Annotated in this window: 15 protein-coding genes and 1 tRNA gene; 15 read left to right on the top strand and 1 reads right to left on the bottom strand. The window is 65.5% G+C overall.

From position 1 onward, the window contains the following. The first annotated feature begins 47 nt into the window (after window positions 1-47). The 7 genes from AC1X6S_RS05035 (at window position 48) to hisS (ending at window position 9,578) form a co-directional block, all read left to right on the top strand. On the top strand, window positions 48-650 hold the full coding sequence (locus AC1X6S_RS05035; protein WP_483404680.1) for a 50S ribosomal protein L25/general stress protein Ctc: 603 nt from the start codon (window positions 48-50) through the stop codon (window positions 648-650). Window positions 651-761: 111 nt separating this feature from the next. After that, window positions 762-1,376: an aminoacyl-tRNA hydrolase gene (gene pth, locus AC1X6S_RS05030; protein WP_483404679.1), complete on the top strand. Its 615-nt coding sequence runs from the start codon at window positions 762-764 to the stop codon at window positions 1,374-1,376. A gap of 50 nt (window positions 1,377-1,426) precedes the next feature. Beyond that, entirely contained in the window at window positions 1,427-5,065 is a 3,639-nt protein-coding gene (gene mfd, locus AC1X6S_RS05025; protein ID WP_483404678.1) for a transcription-repair coupling factor, read from the top strand. Window positions 5,066-5,141: 76 nt separating this feature from the next. After that, window positions 5,142-6,017, top strand: a complete 876-nt coding sequence (locus tag AC1X6S_RS05020) for an SDR family NAD(P)-dependent oxidoreductase (RefSeq protein WP_483404677.1) — start codon at window positions 5,142-5,144, stop codon at window positions 6,015-6,017. After that, window positions 6,014-7,444 (top strand): aldehyde dehydrogenase family protein, encoded by a 1,431-nt coding sequence (locus AC1X6S_RS05015; RefSeq protein WP_483404676.1) that lies wholly within the window; start codon window positions 6,014-6,016, stop codon window positions 7,442-7,444. The genes AC1X6S_RS05020 and AC1X6S_RS05015 overlap by 4 nt, the downstream gene beginning before the upstream one ends. Further along, window positions 7,441-8,190: a nucleoside triphosphate pyrophosphohydrolase gene (locus tag AC1X6S_RS05010; protein WP_483404675.1), complete on the top strand. Its 750-nt coding sequence runs from the start codon at window positions 7,441-7,443 to the stop codon at window positions 8,188-8,190. The genes AC1X6S_RS05015 and AC1X6S_RS05010 overlap by 4 nt, the downstream gene beginning before the upstream one ends. A 71-nt stretch (window positions 8,191-8,261) precedes the next feature. After that, a complete protein-coding gene (gene hisS, locus AC1X6S_RS05005) occupies window positions 8,262-9,578 on the top strand; it encodes a histidine--tRNA ligase (RefSeq protein WP_483404674.1) in 1,317 nt (438 codons plus the stop codon). A 65-nt stretch (window positions 9,579-9,643) separates the two neighbouring features. Here the strand turns inward: hisS and AC1X6S_RS05000 are convergent, their stop codons facing one another. After that, the gene (locus AC1X6S_RS05000) at window positions 9,644-11,599 is read right to left on the bottom strand and encodes a beta strand repeat-containing protein (protein WP_483404673.1); all 1,956 of its coding nucleotides are present in this window, start codon (window positions 11,597-11,599) and stop codon (window positions 9,644-9,646) included. Window positions 11,600-12,073: 474 nt separating this feature from the next. Between AC1X6S_RS05000 and eno the strand changes: the two genes are divergently transcribed. From eno to AC1X6S_RS04960, 8 genes are all read left to right on the top strand, one after another. After that, entirely contained in the window at window positions 12,074-13,354 is a 1,281-nt protein-coding gene (eno, locus tag AC1X6S_RS04995; protein ID WP_483404672.1) for a phosphopyruvate hydratase, read from the top strand. Between the two features lie 93 nt (window positions 13,355-13,447). Further along, window positions 13,448-13,963 carry an FtsB family cell division protein gene (locus AC1X6S_RS04990; RefSeq protein ID WP_483404671.1) on the top strand — a complete coding sequence of 172 codons (516 nt, stop codon included), beginning with the start codon at window positions 13,448-13,450 and terminating at the stop codon, window positions 13,961-13,963. 7 nt (window positions 13,964-13,970) lie between these two features. Then, window positions 13,971-14,501: a DUF501 domain-containing protein gene (locus AC1X6S_RS04985; RefSeq protein WP_483404670.1), complete on the top strand. Its 531-nt coding sequence runs from the start codon at window positions 13,971-13,973 to the stop codon at window positions 14,499-14,501. 4 nt (window positions 14,502-14,505) lie between these two features. Continuing rightward, window positions 14,506-15,768, top strand: coding sequence for a S8 family serine peptidase (locus AC1X6S_RS04980; protein ID WP_483404669.1), 1,263 nt, complete (start codon window positions 14,506-14,508; stop codon window positions 15,766-15,768). A gap of 45 nt (window positions 15,769-15,813) precedes the next feature. After that, window positions 15,814-17,226 (top strand): NAD(P)/FAD-dependent oxidoreductase, encoded by a 1,413-nt coding sequence (locus AC1X6S_RS04975; protein WP_483404668.1) that lies wholly within the window; start codon window positions 15,814-15,816, stop codon window positions 17,224-17,226. 98 nt (window positions 17,227-17,324) lie between these two features. Then, window positions 17,325-17,397 (top strand) — tRNA-Leu (locus tag AC1X6S_RS04970). 70 nt (window positions 17,398-17,467) lie between these two features. After that, window positions 17,468-18,025 carry a GNAT family N-acetyltransferase gene (locus tag AC1X6S_RS04965; RefSeq protein ID WP_483404667.1) on the top strand — a complete coding sequence of 186 codons (558 nt, stop codon included), beginning with the start codon at window positions 17,468-17,470 and terminating at the stop codon, window positions 18,023-18,025. 119 nt (window positions 18,026-18,144) lie between these two features. Then, complete coding sequence (locus AC1X6S_RS04960; protein WP_483404666.1) at window positions 18,145-18,708, top strand: GrpB family protein; 564 nt, start codon at window positions 18,145-18,147, stop codon at window positions 18,706-18,708. The last annotated feature ends 21 nt before the right edge of the window (window positions 18,709-18,729 follow it).

The following is an 18,729-nucleotide window of genomic DNA, read 5'->3' as shown; positions in this document are numbered from 1 at the left end:
AGCTCCGGTAAGCGAAGAGCTGTAAGGCTCACCAAAGGAGAATCACCATGGCTGACGACAACAAAGTAGTCGCAGAAACCCGCACCAAGTTCGGCAAGGGTGCTGCCCGCAAGCTCCGCGCTTCAGGCAAGATCCCCGCCGTCATGTTCGGCCGCGGCACCGAGCCCAAGCACCTGGCCCTCCCGGCGCACCAGATCGGCCTCATCATCCGCAAGTCGAACGCGCTCCTCGAGCTCGACATCGACGGCGTCGAGAGCCTGGCCCTCGTCAAGGACGTCCAGAAGGACCCCGTGCTCCGCATCATCGAGCACCTCGACCTCATCGTCGTCATCAAGGGCGAGAAGGTTGTCGTCGACATCCCCGTCCACATCGAAGGCGAGCCCGCACCGGGCTCGGCTATCAACCGCGACGCGACCACCCTGTCGATCGAGGCTGAGGCGACACACATCCCCGAGTACCTCGTCGTGTCGATCGAGGGCCTCGAGGTCGGCGCTCAGATCCTCGCGAAGGACGTCACGCTGCCGAGCGGTTCCAGCCTGCTCAGCGACCCCGACCTGCTCGTCGTTGCCATCGCAGAGCCTGAAGAGACCGAAGAAGAGGCCGAGGCTGCAGCAGAAGCCGAAGCCGAAGGCGAGTCCGCCGCCGAGTAACCTCGGTCGATAGCCTGACGAGCCTGCCGGTGCGCGATTTTCGAATTGTGGACCGGCAGGTTCGTCGCCTTAACGAAGGCACAGACTCGCTGTCGAAGGAAGGATTCACCGATGTGGTGGAACAGGAAGAGGGAGCCGATCGTGGCTGAGAACACCTGGCTGGTCGTCGGACTCGGCAACCCGGGCCCGGCCTACGCAGGCAACCGCCACAACGTCGGTCAGATGGTCGTCGATGAACTGGCCACGAGAATCGGCACCAAATTCACCAGGCACAAGACGCCGGCGGTCGTCGCCGAAGGTTTCCTCGCCCCCGGCGGACCGAAGCTCATCCTCGCCAAACCCAACAGCTACATGAACCTCTCCGGCGGCCCCGTCGCCGCGCTCCTCAAGTTCTACTCCCTCGACCCGTCGCAGCTCATCGTCGTGCACGACGAGCTCGACATTCCGTTCGACACCCTCAAGCTCAAGTCCGGCGGTGGACACGGCGGCCACAACGGCCTCCGCGACATCGCCAAAGCCGCAGGCACCCCCGACTTCATTCGTGTTCGCGTGGGCATCGGCAGGCCCCCCGGCCGCCAGGACCCGGCGGACTTCGTGCTCAAGGACTTCGGCGCGTCCGAGCGTGCCGCCCTTGGGACACTCCTGTCCGATGCCGCAGACGCCGTGGAACTCATTGCCACAGACGGCCTCGCCGCTGCCCAGCTGAAGGTGCACTCGCCGGCGTGAGGCACCCGGCGGCTCGGCGTGCTGTCAGTGAGCGCGCGTAGACTGATCCGGTGATCCTTTCGGGCTTAATCGCAGCACTTTCGCGCGCCTCCACCTTTGACAACGCACTTTCCTACGCGACCCGTGACGCCGATTTCTCGGTCACCGACGGGTTACGCGCGCCCCTGCTCGCCGGTCTCATCGACGCCAGGAGAAAGTCCGAACGACCGGCATCCCTGTTTGTCGTCACCCCGACCGGTCGTGACTCCGAGTTGCTTCGGGCGGCCATCGGCGATGTTGTTCCGGATGCCACGATCGTCGACTTCCCGGCGTGGGAGACGCTCCCGCACGAGCGGCTGAGCCCGAGCGCCGAGATCGTCGGCAAACGGCTCGCTGCCTTGCGCACCATGAAGCTGTGGCAGGGCGACACCCCGCTGGTCGTCGTCGCGTCGGTACGCGCGGCTCTCCAGCCCGTCGCCGACAACCTCACCGACATCGCACCGATCGAGCTGATCGCGGGTTCCCGGGGCCACGACCTCGCAGCGCTCGCTGTGCAGCTGGTCGATCTCGCTTACGTTCGGGTCGACATGGTGTCCCGCCGGGGTGAGTTCGCGGTGCGCGGCGGCATCCTCGACGTGTTCCCCGCGACAGCGCAGCACCCCTATCGAGTCGAGTTCTTCGGCGACGAGGTGGAGCAGATCAGGGAATTCTCGGTCGCGGACCAGCGGTCGACTCCCGAGGTCATCGAGCGCATCGAGCTGCCGCCGAGCCGCGAACTGCTTCTCTCCGACTCGGTGCGCCAGCGGGCCAGGGAAATGCAGCACGAGTTCCCGAGCATGTCCGGAATGCTCGAGAAGATCGCCAACGGCATCCCCGTCGAAGGGATGGAGTCCCTGGCGCCCGCCCTCCTCGACCGGCTCGTCCCGGTCAGCCACTATTTCCCCGCGGGGACCGCGGTCGCCGTGATCTCACCCGAACGCGTCGCGTCTCGTGCGATCAGCCTGGCCGAGACCAACCGGGAGTTCCTCGCCGCCGCGTGGAGCGCAGCAACGGCGGGAGCGCAGGCGCCCATCGACCTCGCGAGCGGCGAGTTCATCACCCTCGGCGACCTGAGGGACGCCACGAAGTTCACGAGGCCGGGCGAGCCAGCATCTGACCATCCCTGGTGGACGTTCAGCACCTTCCAGCAGGGCCCTGGCGACGTGCTGCCCGAAGAGCGTGAGCTGGACGAACTGCTCACCGTGCGGGTCGAGGCCGAGACCGTCCCCAGTTTCTCCGGCAACGTGGACGGAGCGATCGCCCACGTGGCCGAGCGGCTGCGCGAAGGTTGGACGGTCGCCATCACGGCGCGGGGTGTCGGGCTGGTCGAGCGCGCCGTCGACGTGCTCGCCGAGCACGAGGTCGCCGCCCGCCGGGTGGACGAGTTCCCCGAGTCCCCTGAGCCCGGAGTCGCGTATCTGCTGCAGGCGACGACCGAGTCCGGCTTCGAGCTTCCCGAGATCAAACTCGCGCTGCTCGGTGAGAACGAGTTCTATGGGCGCACCATCGGCTACGACTCGCGGCAGGTCAAGAAGCTCGCATCGAGGCGCAAGAACGTCGTCGACCCGCTGCAACTCAAAGCGGGCGACTACGTCGTCCACCAGACACACGGCATCGGCAAGTTCGTCGAACTCACCCAGCGTGAGGTGTCAAGCGGCGGACGCAACGCGACCAAGACCCGCCGCGAATACCTGACGATCGAGTACGCGCCGTCCAAGCGCGGGTACCCGGGCGACAAGCTGCTCGTGCCAACCGACCAGCTCGACCTGCTCAGCCGCTACGTCGGCGGTGAAGCACCGCAACTGTCGAAGATGGGCGGGAGCGACTGGTCCCAGGCCAAGGGCCGTGCCCGCAAGGCGGTCCGCGACATTGCCGTCGACCTCGTCAAGCTGTACTCGGCGCGCATGGCGTCGAAGGGATTCGCGTTCAGCCCGGACACCCCGTGGCAGCGCGAACTCGAGGAGGCCTTCCCGTTCGCGGAGACGCCAGACCAGCTGACCACCATCGACGAGGTCAAAGCCGACATGGAGCGGCCCATCCCGATGGACCGGTTGCTGTCGGGCGACGTCGGCTTCGGAAAGACCGAGGTCGCAATTCGCGCGGCATTCAAAGCGGTCCAGGACGGCAAACAGGTCGCGATGCTCGTGCCGACGACCCTGCTCGTCAAGCAGCACTTCGAGACATTCTCCGAGCGATTCGCCGGGTTCCCCGTGCATCTCCGGGCACTCAGCCGGTTCCAGACCGCCAAGGAAGCCAAGGAAACGCGTGATGGTCTTGAGCGTGGAACCGTCGACGTCGTCATCGGGACCCACCGGTTGCTCAGCGAGGGCATGAAGTTCAAGGACCTTGGCCTCGTCATCATCGATGAGGAGCAGCGATTCGGAGTCGAGCACAAAGACGCACTCAAGAAGCTCAAGAAGAACGTCGACATTCTCGCCATGAGCGCGACCCCGATTCCGCGCACCCTCGAAATGGCGGTCACCGGCATCCGCGAAATGTCAACGCTCGCCACGCCGCCGGAGGAACGGCATCCGATTCTCAGCTTTGTCGGTCCGTACAGCGACAAGCAGGTCGGAGCCGCCATCCGCCGGGAGCTGCTGCGGGAAGGCCAGGTCTTCTTCGTGCACAACCGGGTCTCGAGCATCAACAGGATCGCTGCTCAACTCGCCGAGATCGTGCCGGAAGCCCGCATCGCCGTCGCTCACGGCCAGTTGTCTGAGGCGACGCTCGAGCGCGTCGTGGTCGACTTCTGGGAGCGCAAGTTCGATGTGCTCGTCTGCACGACCATTATCGAGACCGGTCTCGACATCCAGAACGCCAACACCATCATCATCGACCGTGCCGACAAGTACGGGCTCAGCCAGCTGCACCAGCTCCGTGGCCGGGTCGGCCGCGGACGCGAGCGTGCGTATGCCTACTTCCTCTATGACGAGAACAAGCCGTTGTCGGAGACCGCCCTCGACCGGCTCTCGACCATCGCGGCGAACAACGAACTCGGCAGCGGAATCCAGGTCGCCATGAAAGACCTCGAGATCCGCGGAGCGGGTAACCTGCTCGGAGGCGAGCAAGCGGGGCACATCGCCGGCGTCGGATTCGATCTGTATCTCCGGATGATCGGGGAGGCCGTGAGCGAGTTCCGCGGCGACGTGGCCGAGGGGCAGACCGAGCTTCGGCTTGAGCTGCCCGTCGACGCCCACATTCCCGAGGACTACGTCGACAGCGAGCGGCTGCGGCTCGAGGCGTATCAAAAGCTGTCGGCCGCGAGCGCGCCCGCCGCGGCGGACGACCAGATCGCCCTCGTCATCGACGAGCTGACCGACAGGTACGGCGAGCCTCCGGCGCAGGTACAAAACCTCATCGCCGTGTCGCGCCTGCGCCAGCGTGCCCAGCGCGCCGGACTCAGCGAGCTCGTTGCGATGGGATCGAACCTTCGGGCAGCGCCGGCCAACCTGCCCGATTCGCTGCAGGCACGTCTCAGGCGGATGTATCCGGGTGGCAAGTACCTCGCCCAGGCCAACGCCCTGATCGTGCCGATGCCAGACAAGCACGGCGAGAAGCTCGGCGACGCCGAGCTGATCGCCTGGGTCACGCAGTTCCTCGACGCACTCTTCCCCGTCGCCGATGCGTCGAAGAACGGCGTTGCGACACAGGATGCCGCGGCGACAGCCTGATCGATCACGGTCAGCGAACCAGCAATTTCAGGCACAGATCAGTAGTCTGGCTTTGAGTAGCCAACGGAGGTTCTACATGGCATTTTCAGTCGCGAACGCGAGGGTCCTGGTCACCGGCGGTGCGTCGGGAATGGGCAGGCTGTACGCGGAACGAGCCATCCGCGAGGGCGCCGGATCGGTCACCCTCTGGGACATCGATGCGCTCGCCCTCGACACAACCGCGAGCGAGCTTTCCGGCTACGGCACGCTCGTGCACACCAGGGTGGTCGACGTCTCAAAGCTCGACGATGTTCGGGATGCCGCCCGTCACGAACTCGGGGCGGGCCGGGTACCCGACGTGCTCATCAACAACGCAGGAATCGTGCGGGGAAACGACTATTTCTGGAACACCGACCCGGAGCGCGACACCGAAGCGACGATGCGCATCAACGCGCTCGCCCCGATGCACGTCACGAGGGAGTTCCTGCCGGCGATGATCACCGAGGCCGCGCGTGAGAAGCGCGTTCTCAACGTCGCATCCGCAGCGGGAACACTGTCCAACCCGCGAATGAGCGTGTACGCGGCCTCGAAGTGGGCGCTGATCGGCTGGAGCGACTCCGTGCGCCTCGAGCTCGAGCGCTCCGGAAACCGCCACGTCAAAATCACGACCTTCTGCCCGTCCTACGTTGCCACCGGCATGTTCGAGGGGGCTCGTGGCCCCCTGATGACGCCTGTCCTGCTGCCGGACGTCGCGGTCTCCCGGGCCTGGCAGGCAATGCTCTCCGGCAAGCCGTTCCGGCTGACGCCGTGGACGGTGTCGCTCGCGCGCGGCCTCAAGGGTGTCCTTCCGACCGCGGTCTGGGACCAGGTCGCAGACCGGGTGTTCCACGTGTACTCGAGCATGGACGCATTCACCGGTCACGCCGCGACCCCGGCTACCGCCACCACACCAGCGAAGGAGTCGAGGGCGTGACGCTGACCGAGGCCACCGCATCCGTTTACCGCACAGAGATCCAGACGACCGTCGTGGATCTCCGCCGAACCTTCGACAGCGGGACAACGAAGCCGCTGGCCTGGCGCGTACAGCAACTCCGCGCGCTGCGGCGCATGCTCGTCGAGCGGGGGACAGAGCTCGAGGACGCACTCGGTGCCGACCTGGCCAAGAACCCGACCGAGGCCCAGCTGGCCGAACTCGGACTCGTGATCGGTGAGATCGATTACACCCTCCGTCACCTGCGGTCATGGCTTCGGCCCTCACGCGTGACGGTTCCGGTGAGCGTCGCCCCGGCGTTCGCGAAGGTGATCCGGGAACCCCTCGGAGTCGTTCTCGTCATCGGACCGTGGAACTATCCGGTACAGCTCACACTCGTCCCGCTGATCGGCGCACTCGCCGCGGGCAACGCCGTACTCGTGAAGCCGAGTGAACTCGCTCCGGCGACATCGGCGCTGCTGGCCGAACTTCTTCCGCGGTACGTCGATCCGTCCGCTGTCAGGGTCGTCGAGGGCGGGGTGGACGAGACCACCGAACTGCTCAAGGAGAAGTTCGACCACATCTTCTACACCGGAAACGGGCAGGTGGGGCGTATCGTGGCGCGCGCCGCCGCGGAGCACCTCACCCCGGTCACCCTCGAGCTCGGCGGTAAATCGCCGGTGTTCGTCGACGACGACGCCGACCTGGCCGGAGCGGCACGACGGATCGTCTACGGCAAGATGCTCAACGCCGGTCAGACCTGCGTTGCGCCCGACTATCTGCTGGCGACGAAGGCAACGGCCGCCGCGCTTCTGCCCCACCTGAAGAACGCGATCACCGAGTTCTATGGAACTCGGCCCGAGGAGAGTGTCGATCTCGGCCGAATCGTCAACGGCCGCCACTTCGAGCGCCTCGCCGCTCTGATCGCCGACCGTCCGATCGCCATCGGCGGTGACGTCGACACTCAGTCGCGGTACATAGCGCCAACCGTGGTCGACGGTGTCACGGCGGATGACGCGCTGATGACCGACGAGATCTTCGGCCCCATCCTTCCGATCGTGCACGTCTCCGGTGTCAGCGAGGCAATCGCCTTCATCACCGGGCGCGACAAGCCGCTCGCGCTGTACGTCTTCACCGGGCGCAAGTCGGTCGAACGCCGGTTCCTCAGGGAGACCTCGTCTGGTGCTGTCGGCCTGAACATCCCCGCTGCGCACCTCCTCGTCCCGCGGCTCCCGTTCGGTGGCGTCGGCCCGAGCGGCAGCGGGCGCTACCACGGCAAGTATTCGATCGACACGTTCAGCCACCAGAAGGCCGTGCTCTCGAAGCCGTTGAAGCCGGACACCCTCAGGCTCATCTACCCGCCGTTCACAGACCTGCGCGATCTGCTTGTCCGCACAGTGGTCGCGCGAACCGGACGCTCCCGCCGGTGACCGTCGACAGGGACGCAGCGGGGGGCCACACGCCGGAGGCGCCCGACGGTGACGGATCTGTTGCGCAGATGGCCGCGCTCGCCGCCTCGATGAGCACCGTGCTCGACCGGTGTGTGTGGAGCCAGTCGATGACCCACGAGTCGCTCGTCACCTACCTCGTCGAGGAGAGTTACGAGCTCATCGACGCCGTCGAAGCCGGTGGCAGGGACGATCTGCTCGAAGAGCTCGGCGATGTCCTCCTGCAGGTGGTCTTCCACGCCGAGATCGCGCGTCGCACGCCCGGGGAGGAATTCAGTCTCGACGACGTTGCCCGTGTCGCGAACGAGAAAATGGTTCGCCGGCATCCGCATGTCTTCGGCGACGAAGTCGCCCTCACCGTTGACGACGTCTACCGGGTCTGGCGTGCCGCGAAAGCGCGCGAGAAAGCGACGCGGACGAGCATCCTCGAGGGCATACCCCAGTCGATGCCGGCGCTCGCGCTCGCGGACAAGGTGCTCGGACGCGCGAAGCAGGCCGGGCTGCGCCCGCGGCAAACGGATGCCGTCGAATCGTCTGTTTTTGACGACGAACGAGAACTCGGTGAGCTGCTGTTGTCGATAGCGTCGCGTGCGCAGGAGCAGGGCCTCGACCCTGAGCGCGCCCTGCGCGCGACCTTGCGTGACGTGCAGGATGACCTTCGGCGGGCTGGAGCTGGGAAACCCGCCACGATGGACTCGCCCGACAGCAAGATGCCCGACGCCGACTGACGCCGGCTGACTCTGGGACAGCGCTCAGCCGTGCGGCGGGCCACGGCTTCGGTGCATGCCAGAATTGATGCATGGCTCCTGGCGTAACTCCTCCCCGCGGCATGAGGGATTTCCTCCCGGCAGAGAAGGCGCGGCGAGAACACGCACTCGGCGTCATCCGCCGGGTGTATTCGAACTTCGGTTTCGACGAGATCGAGACGCCGGTTGTCGAGGACTATGCGCGGCTGCACTCCGGCCTCGGCGGCGACAACGAGAAACTGGCCTTCAACGTACAGAAGCGCGGCCTCACGCCGGACGACCTGGCCCAGGCCGTGGACACAGGGGACCTGTCCTCGTTGACCGACCTCGGACTTCGCTTCGACCTCACCGTGCCGCTGGCCCGCTTCTACGCGACGCACCGCGCGGAGCTGCCCCCGGTGTTCCGGTCGATCCAGATCGCTCCGGTGTGGCGGGCGGAACGCCCGCAGAAGGGCCGCTACCGCCAGTTCGTGCAGTGCGACATCGACATCATCGGAGAGGCCGGTCCGCTCGCCGAGATCGAGCTGCTCACCGCAACCGCAGCTGCGCTCCGCGAGCTCGGGCTGACGGGCTGCCGCGTGCGCATCAACGACAGGCGACTGCTCACCGGCATGCTCGACGTGTTCGGTTTTGAGTCCGCCGAGCGGTCACAGGTGCTCATCACGATCGACAAGCTCGACAAGGTCGGCGTCGGGGGAGTGCTCGAGGAACTGCGAAGCCGCGGCGCGACATCCGCCGCCGTTGACGCACTCGAGCTCTTCCTCACCCGGGTCGCCCCCGAGAACCCCGGGCCATTCGGCGAAGCGCAGATTCGTGCCCAGCTGCCCGACGGCATCGACGACGCGGTCATCGCTGAACTGGCGTCCATCGGCGTCGCAGCCGAGCAGGCCGACGCGGCCGCGACCGGCCGCGAGGTTGGGGACGCACCGTTCGTCGTCTTCGACCCGTTCCTGGTGCGCGGCATGGGGTACTACACCGGCCCGATTTTCGAGATCGAGCACCCGGAACTGGGCTATTCACTCGGTGGCGGAGGGCGTTACGACGGCATGATCGGCCGCTTCCTCGGCTCCGACGTTCCGGCTACCGGGTTTTCCATTGGTTTCGAGCGGATTGTGGACCTCATCGAGCTGCCAGAGGCATCCGCCGCTGATTCGCTCGTCCTCGTCTACGAGAAGTCGGTTCCGCCGGTGCGGCTCGTCTCGTTGAAAGCCGAACTGGTGGCCGAGGGGCGCCGGGTACGGCTTGAGCCGCGCGTCAAGAATCTCAAGGCATTGCTCGCCCGGGTCGAGACCGCGGGATTCAGCTCGTTCGCCTTCGTCACCGAGCAAACGGCATCCGTCAGCGATCTGGAGATCAAGCCGCTGGGCTGACACCGAGGAAACGAAGAGGCCGCCGGCCCGGGTGTATCCGGTCCGGCGGCCTCTCTTCGTGTGGCTTACGCCTCCTGCTGGTTGGCAGCGATCATGCGGCGGATGATGAGCGCCGCGGCACCGAGGGCGAGGATCGAGAGGAGCACGATCCAGATCAGCGGTGAACCCACAAGGTTGGCGAGGCTGAATGTCGCGGCCCCGCTGTGCAGCTCGGCGCTGCCATCGTCGATCTGCGTGTTGCCTGCGGCGAGGGATGCTGCTCCGTCGGCGAGGGTTCCCGTGCCGTCGTTGAGCGTCACTGCCCCGTCCGCCAGCTTCGACGTGCCGTCGGCGAGGCTGGTGGAGCCCGCCGACAGTGCCGCCAGGCCCGTGTTGAGCGTGGCGGACCCGGTGGCGAGTGCGTCTGTGCCCGTCGACAGGGTCGCAGCGCCCGTTGCCAGCTTGTCGTTGCCCGCGGAGAGCGTGGATGCACCGGTCTGCAGGGCCGCGAGTCCCGCATTGAGGGTTGTTGCGCCGGTGAAGAGCTTGTTCACGCCGGCGGAGAGCGATGCCGCCCCCGCAGAGAGCGTGACGCTTCCGTCGCGGAGCTTGACCATTCCGGGGAGGACTTCGTTGTTGATGCCCGCGTTGAGCACATCAGCGCCCGCGGTCAGAGCCGGGAGGTTGGTCGCGTAGAGCAGCCCGCCGGACTCGAGGCCCGCCGTTGGAGCTGTTGTTCCGAGACCGGCTGCGATCTGGCCGGCGCCCGTTGCGAGCGCATTCGCGCCGTACAGCAGCCCTCCCGGCGCTTCAGGATCCGGCTGACCATCGGCCTTGAGCGTCGGCGGAGTGTCGCTGAGTCCTCCGGCGATCTGAGCTGCACCACCGCTCAAGGTGGGGAGGCTATGGAGCAGTCCTCCGCGCGGGAGGGTGTCGTACACTCCGGGTGGTGTCGCTCCGAGACCGGCAGCGATGCTGATTGCTCCGGCATCAACCGCGGGGAACTGCGCCATGCCGGCTGCCGCGGGTGCGAGGGCGGTGAGACCATCCGAAACTTTCTTGGCTCCTGCGGAGACACCGTCGGCACCCTTTGCGATTCCCTCCAGAGACAGAATGAGCGCCGGGTCCGCGCCCGGATTCGTCTTCAGTTGCGCGATGAGTCCGTTGAGGTTGGCCGCGACGGATTGCGCACCGGCCGTAACCGAGCCGGCTCCAAGCGTGAGAGTTGGCACGTTTTCGTTCAACGCCGCGGCAGCGGGTGCGAGCAACGCCGTACCCGCTTTGAGGTTATCGGCACCCTTGCTCGCGTCCTCGACGCCCTTGTGGACCGCAGCGACTCCATTCGCAACGTCTACCGCTCCGGGATGTAGCTTCGTTTCGATCGCCGTTTTGATCCGGCCGGCACCGGTCGCGACCTCGACAGCACCCGGGTGGAGCTTCGCCTCGATTGCGTCCTTGATCTTCGCGGCGCCCGCGGAGAGCTGGGTCGCGCCAGGCGCCACCTTGGTGGACAGCCCGTTGTAGAGGGCCTGCGCGCCGGCGTTCAGTGACGTGGAGCCATCGGCGACCTGGCTGGCACCGCCGGATGCGGTGGCGGTTCCTGCGGCGAGTGTCTTACCACCGTCTGCGGCCTTGGTTGCTCCGGTCGAGAGCTTCGCGGCACCGTCAGCCGCCGTCGTCGCGCCATTCGACAGGGTCACGGCGCCATCGGCGGCACTCTGCGCCCCCGTCGCCAGCTTCGCGGCTCCGTCGGCAGCGGTCTGGGCCCCGGTTTCCAGCGTGACAGCGCCGTCAGCAGCGCTCTGCGCGCCCGTTGCGAGCGTCGTCGCTCCGTCATCGAGGTCGCCAGCGCCGTCAGAAAGCTGCGTCGCGCCATCCGCTGCCTTGGACGCTCCTGCTGTCAGCTGCGCGGCCCCGTCGGTGATCTTCTGCGTGAAGTAAAAGAAGAACACGAGGGCGGCAAGCATCAGCGCGGCAAGGACCGCTGTCGAAATCTTCCAGGCAAGCACTGGTGCTTCACCTGACGGGGTTGTTCTGCTCACGAAGGAAACTCCTGTCTGCGGGCGCGCCTCGAAGGCATCGGACAGGGTTCCCGTGTGTAGGGCGGAACTCGAGCTGTCTTCGTTGACGTACCGTCAGTTCGGGTGCCGGAAGAACCGGCGGGGCTGGGCAAGGGCTGTGCAAGGGTCACGCACTGCCAGGCATGGTTTGTGACCGGCTCTCGGGTGGCTCGCATCGACAATGATGCGCGCCCGAGGACGTGGCCCTGGCAGCAGGGCCGAAGCTAACAGTGTTATCGAGGCACGTACATGATGGCGAACATTTGTTGAGGAACTCTACAAAGCATGTGACAGAGCGCGGTCGTATGTTGTGCACGGCCTGCAATTATGACGCCTATGCATGGGCTCGTCGGCAGCAACAGCCCCCGCCGCGGACGAACGCGCATGGCTAGACTGGCAGCGGGTCAACGTCGCTCCACACAATCCACTGGCACCACCTTGAACAGGAGAAATACTGTGGCACTCATTGAGGCTGTAGGCGCTCGCGAAATTCTTGACTCCCGGGGCAACCCGACCGTCGAGGTCGAAGTTCTGCTTGACGACGGAACCGTCCAGAGGGCGGCTGTCCCGTCCGGCGCGTCCACCGGAGCATTCGAAGCGTACGAATTGCGTGACGGCGACGCAGACCGTTACCAGGGCAAGGGCGTCCTCAAGGCCGTGGACGCTGTCCTCGACGAGATCAGCCCGGCGGTGGAAGGTCTCGAAGCAGATGACCAGCGCCTCCTCGACAAGATCCTGATCGAACTTGACGGCACCGATAACAAGGAGCGCATCGGCGCGAACGCCATCCTCGGTGTCAGCCTCGCCGTCGCGAAGGCTGCAGCGGATGCCGCTGACCTTCCGCTCTACCGTTACCTCGGTGGACCCAACGCGCACGTTCTTCCCGTGCCGCTGCTCAACATCATCAACGGTGGCTCGCACGCCGACAACGACGTTGACATCCAGGAATTCATGATCGTCCCGCTGGGCGCCGAGAGCTTCTCCGAGGGCCTCCGCTGGGGCGTCGAGACCTACCACGCGCTCAAGGCGCTGCTCAAGTCAAAGGGACTCGCAACCGGCCTCGGTGACGAGGGCGGTTTCGCTCCCAACCTGCCGAGCAACCGGGCAGCGCTCGACCTCATCGTCGAAGCGATCACCAACGCCGGCTACACCCCGGGTAAAGACATCGCGCTTGCGCTCGACGTCGCAGCGACCGAGTTCTTCAAGGACGGCTCATACACGTTCGAGGGCAAGCAGCTTTCCGCCCAGGAACTGAGCGCGTACTACTCAGAGCTCGTTGCCGCGTACCCGCTGGTCTCCATCGAAGACCCGCTGGAGGAAGAGGACTGGGAGGGCTACCAGCACCTGACCGCCGAGCTCGGCGACAAGGTCCAGATCGTCGGAGACGACCTCTTCGTCACCAACCCCACGCGCCTCGGCAAGGGCATCGACCTCAAGGTCGGGAACTCGATCCTGGTCAAGGTCAACCAGATCGGTACCCTCACCGAGACTCTCGACGCCGTTGCCCTCGCGCAGCGCTCGAGCTACACGGCGATCCTGTCGCACCGCTCAGGTGAGACCGAAGACACGACGATCGCCGACCTCGCGGTCGCGACGAACGCGGGTCAGATCAAGACCGGTGCGCCTGCTCGTTCGGAGCGCGTTGCTAAGTACAATCAGTTGCTGAGGATCGAAGAAGAGCTGGGTGAGTCGGCGGTCTACGCAGGCCGCAGCGCTTTCCCGCGCTTCACGGCGTAATTTTCGGCACTCCCGGTGGCGCAGTGCGCCACCGGGAGTGCTCGTTTTTTCAGCAGGAACAGTACGACAACGCACACGAAAGGCACCGGAACAGTGGCAAAGCGTCCCCACCCGAGCGGCACTCGTGCCGGTCGTACGGCCCGCGCGCCACAGCCCGGTGTGCCGGTGCCCCAGAGCGAAACAGGGAACTGGCTTCGCGGCATCCGTTTTTCAGGGTTCTCCCTCTTGATGATGGGGGTTGTCGTCCTCGGCGTCATCGTCGTCGGGCCGAACCTCAAGGCGTACATCGAACAACGCCAGCAGATTGCGGCTCTCCAGGAATCCGTCGACCAGAACGAGGCCGAGATCGCCGAGATCCGCGATGAGCGCGAGCGCTGGAACGACAGCACCTACGTGATGACCCAGGCGAGGGACCGCCTGTACTACGTCAACCCGGGTGAGATCAGTTTCATTGTGATCAACGACGTCGATGCCGGACTGTTCGGCGACGACGAACCGCAAGTGACCGACAGCCTCACCGAGACCAAGGTGGACTGGGCCCAGTCCATGTTGAGCTCGCTCGTGAGCGCCGGGTACGCGGACGTTGTCTCCGGTTCCGGACAGGGATAATGGAGAGATGACTACTCCGCCTTTCGGGCCCGTTTCGGACGAAGACATCCGGATCGTTTCCGCACAGCTCGGGCGCCAGGCGCGAAACGTCGTCGGAATCGCCGCGCGGTGCGTGTGCGGTGCTCCTACAGTCGTTTCGACCGCGCCGCGACTCGACGACGGCACGCCGTTCCCCACTTTCTATTACCTCAGCCACCCGGCAGCGACCGCTGCAGTGTCGACCCTCGAGGCGACCCAGGTGATGGGCGAGTACAACGAACTGCTCGCGTCGGACGAGGGCGTCCGCGAAGAGTACGCCGCTGCCCATGATGCCTACATCGCCGATCGGGAGAGCATCGCTGTTGTCCCTGAAATCGCCGGGATCTCCGCGGGCGGAATGCCGGTCAGGGTGAAGTGTCTCCACGCGCTCGTCGGGCATGCGCTCGCTGCGGGGCCCGGGGTGAACCCGATCGGAGATCGTGCTCTTGACCGTGCCGAGTGGAGCCCTGACGTCTGCCAGTGCGTCGACTACTCCGTCGAGGTCGCAACCGGAAGGTAATGCTGTGCCGTCGAAGAACCGTGTTCTGCCCGCCGCGCTCGCGGCGCTGTTCGTGTTCGGCTCAGTCACGGCGGGAGTGACGCCCGCTCAAGCGGATCCGGTCAGGGACGCCGAATACTGGCTCGCGAACTACGGCGTCACTGAGGCGTGGAATACCACGCGGGGTGCTGGTACCACGATCGCGGTGATCGACACAGGGATCGCGAACGGACCGGCCGAGTTCAACGGCGCGGTTGTCGCCGGGCATGACGCTTCGGGAGTCGGCAGCCCTGACGGTCGGACCCCCGTCGGTGGCGCTGACGAGAACCCACACGGCAGCTGGGTCGCATCACTCGCCGCCGGCCGCGGCAACGGAGAGGGTAACGGTGTCATCGGCACTGCGCCGGAGGCCAACCTCATTTCGATCTCGGTCGGCTTCCAGTCGAGTGGCTCGACAGTCCCGTTCGCGGACCAGATTGCGGATGCCGTTCGATTCGCTGTCGACAATGGCGCTGATGTCATCAACATGTCGTTGACAACGAACACCCTGGACTGGCCAGAAAGCTGGGACGAAGCGTTCAGCTACGCCAATGAGAACAATGTTGTGGTCGTCGCGGCCGCTGGCAACCGGGGGAGCGGTACCGAGCAGATCGGCGCGCCAGCCACCATCCCGGGTGTCCTCGTGGTCGCTGGAGTCGATCCGTCCGGCGCTGCCAGCTGGAACGCGTCAAGCCAGGGAATCACCCTCGCTGTCGCGGCGCCCAGTGAGGAACTCGTCGGGGTCTCGCCCGATGGATCGTACGTGTCCTGGGCGGGAACCAGCGGGGCGTCGCCCATCGTCGCCGGCATCGCCGCTCTCGTGCGTTCCAAGTACCCGGATATGGATGCCGCCAACGTCATCCAGCGGCTGATCGCCACAGCGACGCCGGCGGCCGACCAGGGCGACGTGCCCAGCCCGATCTACGGATACGGATACGTCAACGCGGCGCGGGCTGTGACGGCGGAGGTGCAACCGGTGGATGCGAATCCGATGGGCGACCTCGCGGCCTGGATCACGCAGCACCGAAAGGCCGAGGCTGAGCCGCCCGAAATCCCCACCGATAAGGGAAGCGTGCCTGCGCTGCCCCCGATCGAAAAGGTGGCGGACGCACACAATCCGTTCCTGCCCACCACCGAATCCCTGCTGTACGTGAGCATTCCGCTCGCCGTCTTCCTCGGAACTGCTACCCTAGTAGTGCTCGGTGCCATAGGCGCCACCCGGCAATTCAAGCGGGTGGCTCGCAGGTAGTAGCCTGTTTGAGTCCTTGCGACCCTCAGTAGGAGAATTCTCACCGTGCCAAAAATCCTTATCGTCGGCGGCGGCTACGCCGGTTTCTATACAGCGTGGAAGCTCGAGAAGTGGCTTCGCCGCGGCGAAGCAGAGGTCACGGTCGTTGACCCGCTTCCGTACATGACCTACCAGCCGTTCCTTCCCGAGGTCGCCGCTGGTTCCATCGAGGCTCGGCACGCGGTTGTTGCCCAGCGTCGTCACCTCAAGAAGACCACGGTCGTCACCGCGAAGGTGACGAACATCAACCACGCCGAGAAGAAGGCGACCATCACGCCGGCCGTCGGCGAGCCGTGGGAATTCGACTACGACGTCGTTGTCGTGACCGGTGGCGCTGTGTCCCGCACCTTCCCCATCCCCGGAGTGGCCGACCAGGCCATCGGGCTCAAGACCATCGAGGAAGCCGTTGCCATCCGCGACCGCGTTCTCGCCAACTTTGACAAGGCCGCGAGCCTCCCGGCCGGGCCGGAGCGGGCGCGACTGCTCAACTTCGTTGTCGTCGGCGGCGGTTTCGCCGGTATCGAGGTCTTCGCCGAACTGCGTTCGTTCGCCAGCTCGCTGCTGAAGTTCTACCCGCAGCTGTCGTTCGACGATGTCGAGTTCCACCTCATCGAGGCGATGGGCCGCATCATGCCCGAGGTCAGCCTCAAGACCAGCCACTGGGTCCTGAAGAACCTCGCGGAGCGGGGCGCACTCGTCCACCTCGACACCCAGCTTCAGTCCGCTGTCGACGGCAAGATCCAGCTCTCCACCGGCGAGACCTTCGAGTCAGACCTCATCGTCTGGACAGCCGGTGTCATGGCGAACCCGCAGATCGTTCGCAACACCGACCTTCCGATTGAAGAGCGCGGTCGTCTCGTCGTCCGTCCCGACCTCCGCGTCGGTACCGCAGACGACATCATCCCCGATGCATGGGGTGCTGGCGACATCAGCGCCGTTCCTGACCTTTCCGGTGGCGGAGTCGGTGGCTTCTGCGTACCGAACGCTCAGCACGCTGTGCGCCAGGGCAAGCTCATGGCCAAGAACATCGTCGCGGTTCTCCGCGGAGAAGAGCCCAAGGAATACCTGCACAAGAACCTCGGAGCGGTTGCCGGTCTCGGCATCGGAATCGGTGTCTTCCAGTCGGGCAAGATCGCGATCAAGGGCCTGCCTGCCTGGGTTGCCCACCGTGGCTATCACGGACTGGCCATGCCGAGCTGGGAGCGCAAGCTCCGGGTTGTCGGCGGCTGGGTCGCCAACGTCTTCCTCGGCCGCGACATCGTTGGTATCTCCGCTGTGGAGCGGCCACGGGCGGCGTTCGAGGAGTTCGCTTCCCGTCCGAAGCCGGCGGCCAAGCCCGCGGACGAGGCTCCCGTTGTCGCTCCCGCGGCACCTGCGGCCGCAAAGCCTGAGCAGGAAGCCGTAGCGGCGTCCAAGTAAGTTCTCTGTCGAAGAGCCCGATCCGTGTCTGGATCGGGCTCTTCGTGGTTAACCCCTGTTCTCGGCGCACCTGCGCTCCCCATAAGCTGGATGGGTACGCCCCCGTAGTCCAATGGCAGAGACAGGCGACTTAAAATCGCTCCAGTGTGGGTTCGAGTCCCACCGGGGGTACTTATTCAACGCCGTTCACATCCGGGCATCCTCGGTTTTCGGCTCGTCGGTCCATGGCAGACTGCTGGAAATGACGATTACAAGTTCCCCTTGGGTGCACCCCGAGGCCAGCCAATCGCAACTCCACCTCGACGCCGTACCCGAGGACGTCCTGCACGCGTTGGCAGCAGGCGAATCCGCCCCGTTCGATTCTCGCTTCGTGTCGCCGTATCTGGCGGGTCCTGAGTGCCGGAGCCTGTGGCGCATGCGGAGCAAACAGATCGCAGATACGCCGACGGATGCCCCGTGGATTAGCCGATTGATGGTCGACCCTCGTGTCACATCGCCGGTAGGTGTAGCGGGCTTCCACGGCGCACCCGACGAGGCGGGCATGGTGGAGGTCGGCTATCGAGTCGACCCTCTACTGCGTCGACGAGGCTATGCGAGGCGTTCGCTGGAGACGCTGCTTGCTGTTGCGCAGGGCCATCCTGAGGTGCGTACGGTCCGTGCCAGCATCAGTCCGGAGAACACTGCCTCGCGAGCCCTTGTCAGCAGCTACGGGTTCGTTGAGACGGGGGAGCAGTGGGACGAGGAAGACGGACTGGAGATCGTCTTCGAGCTCTCTGCGTCAGCCGCGCGGCCGTCGTAAGAACCGTCCGGTGCGTGTCTACATGGCACGTTCTTGCACGTGGTAGCTGTGCTGGGTTATGTTTGCGGGCTGCCCTCTTCGACCGAAAGGGGTACAGCCGAAGGCTCGGAGAACACCTGATGAAAATCGAGAACAAATCGATCCGGGAGGATGTCAGGTCCCTGGAACTCGTCGGCGGCCCTGAACCACTCCACGTCGAGCTGCGCGACTACGACCCGCTGTGGGCTTCGGACTATCTCACGCATCGTGCAAACATCCTTCAAGCGCTGGCAGGGGAAGACATTGATGTCGAGCACATCGGGTCAACGTCGGTCCCTGGCCTCGCAGCGAAGCCGATCATCGACATCGTCGTCGTGGTCACCGACATCACCGCCGAAGAGAACTATCTCGACCAACTGGTGGCGGCGGGTTACGAGTTGCGCACCCGAGAGCCGGGCCATCGCCTCGTCCGCACCCCCGGTCGTGACGTGCACGTGCACATCTACGAACGGGGCGCCGTCGCGGTATCTGAATATCTACTTCTGCGCGATCACCTCCGGTCTGACGCTGAGGATCGAGCCCTGTACGCCGACGTCAAGCAAAGCCTGATGACCCGGCGGTGGAACGATTCGAACGACTACGCCGCGGCGAAATCCGACGTCATCGCGGCGATCAAGGATCGTGCGAGGGCTGCGCGAGCGTGAGCCCGGAGACCCCAACGGCCC

It is taken from the genome of Mycetocola sp. Y442, assembly GCF_056898615.1.
This window is presented reverse-complemented; position numbering and strand designations above follow the sequence as displayed.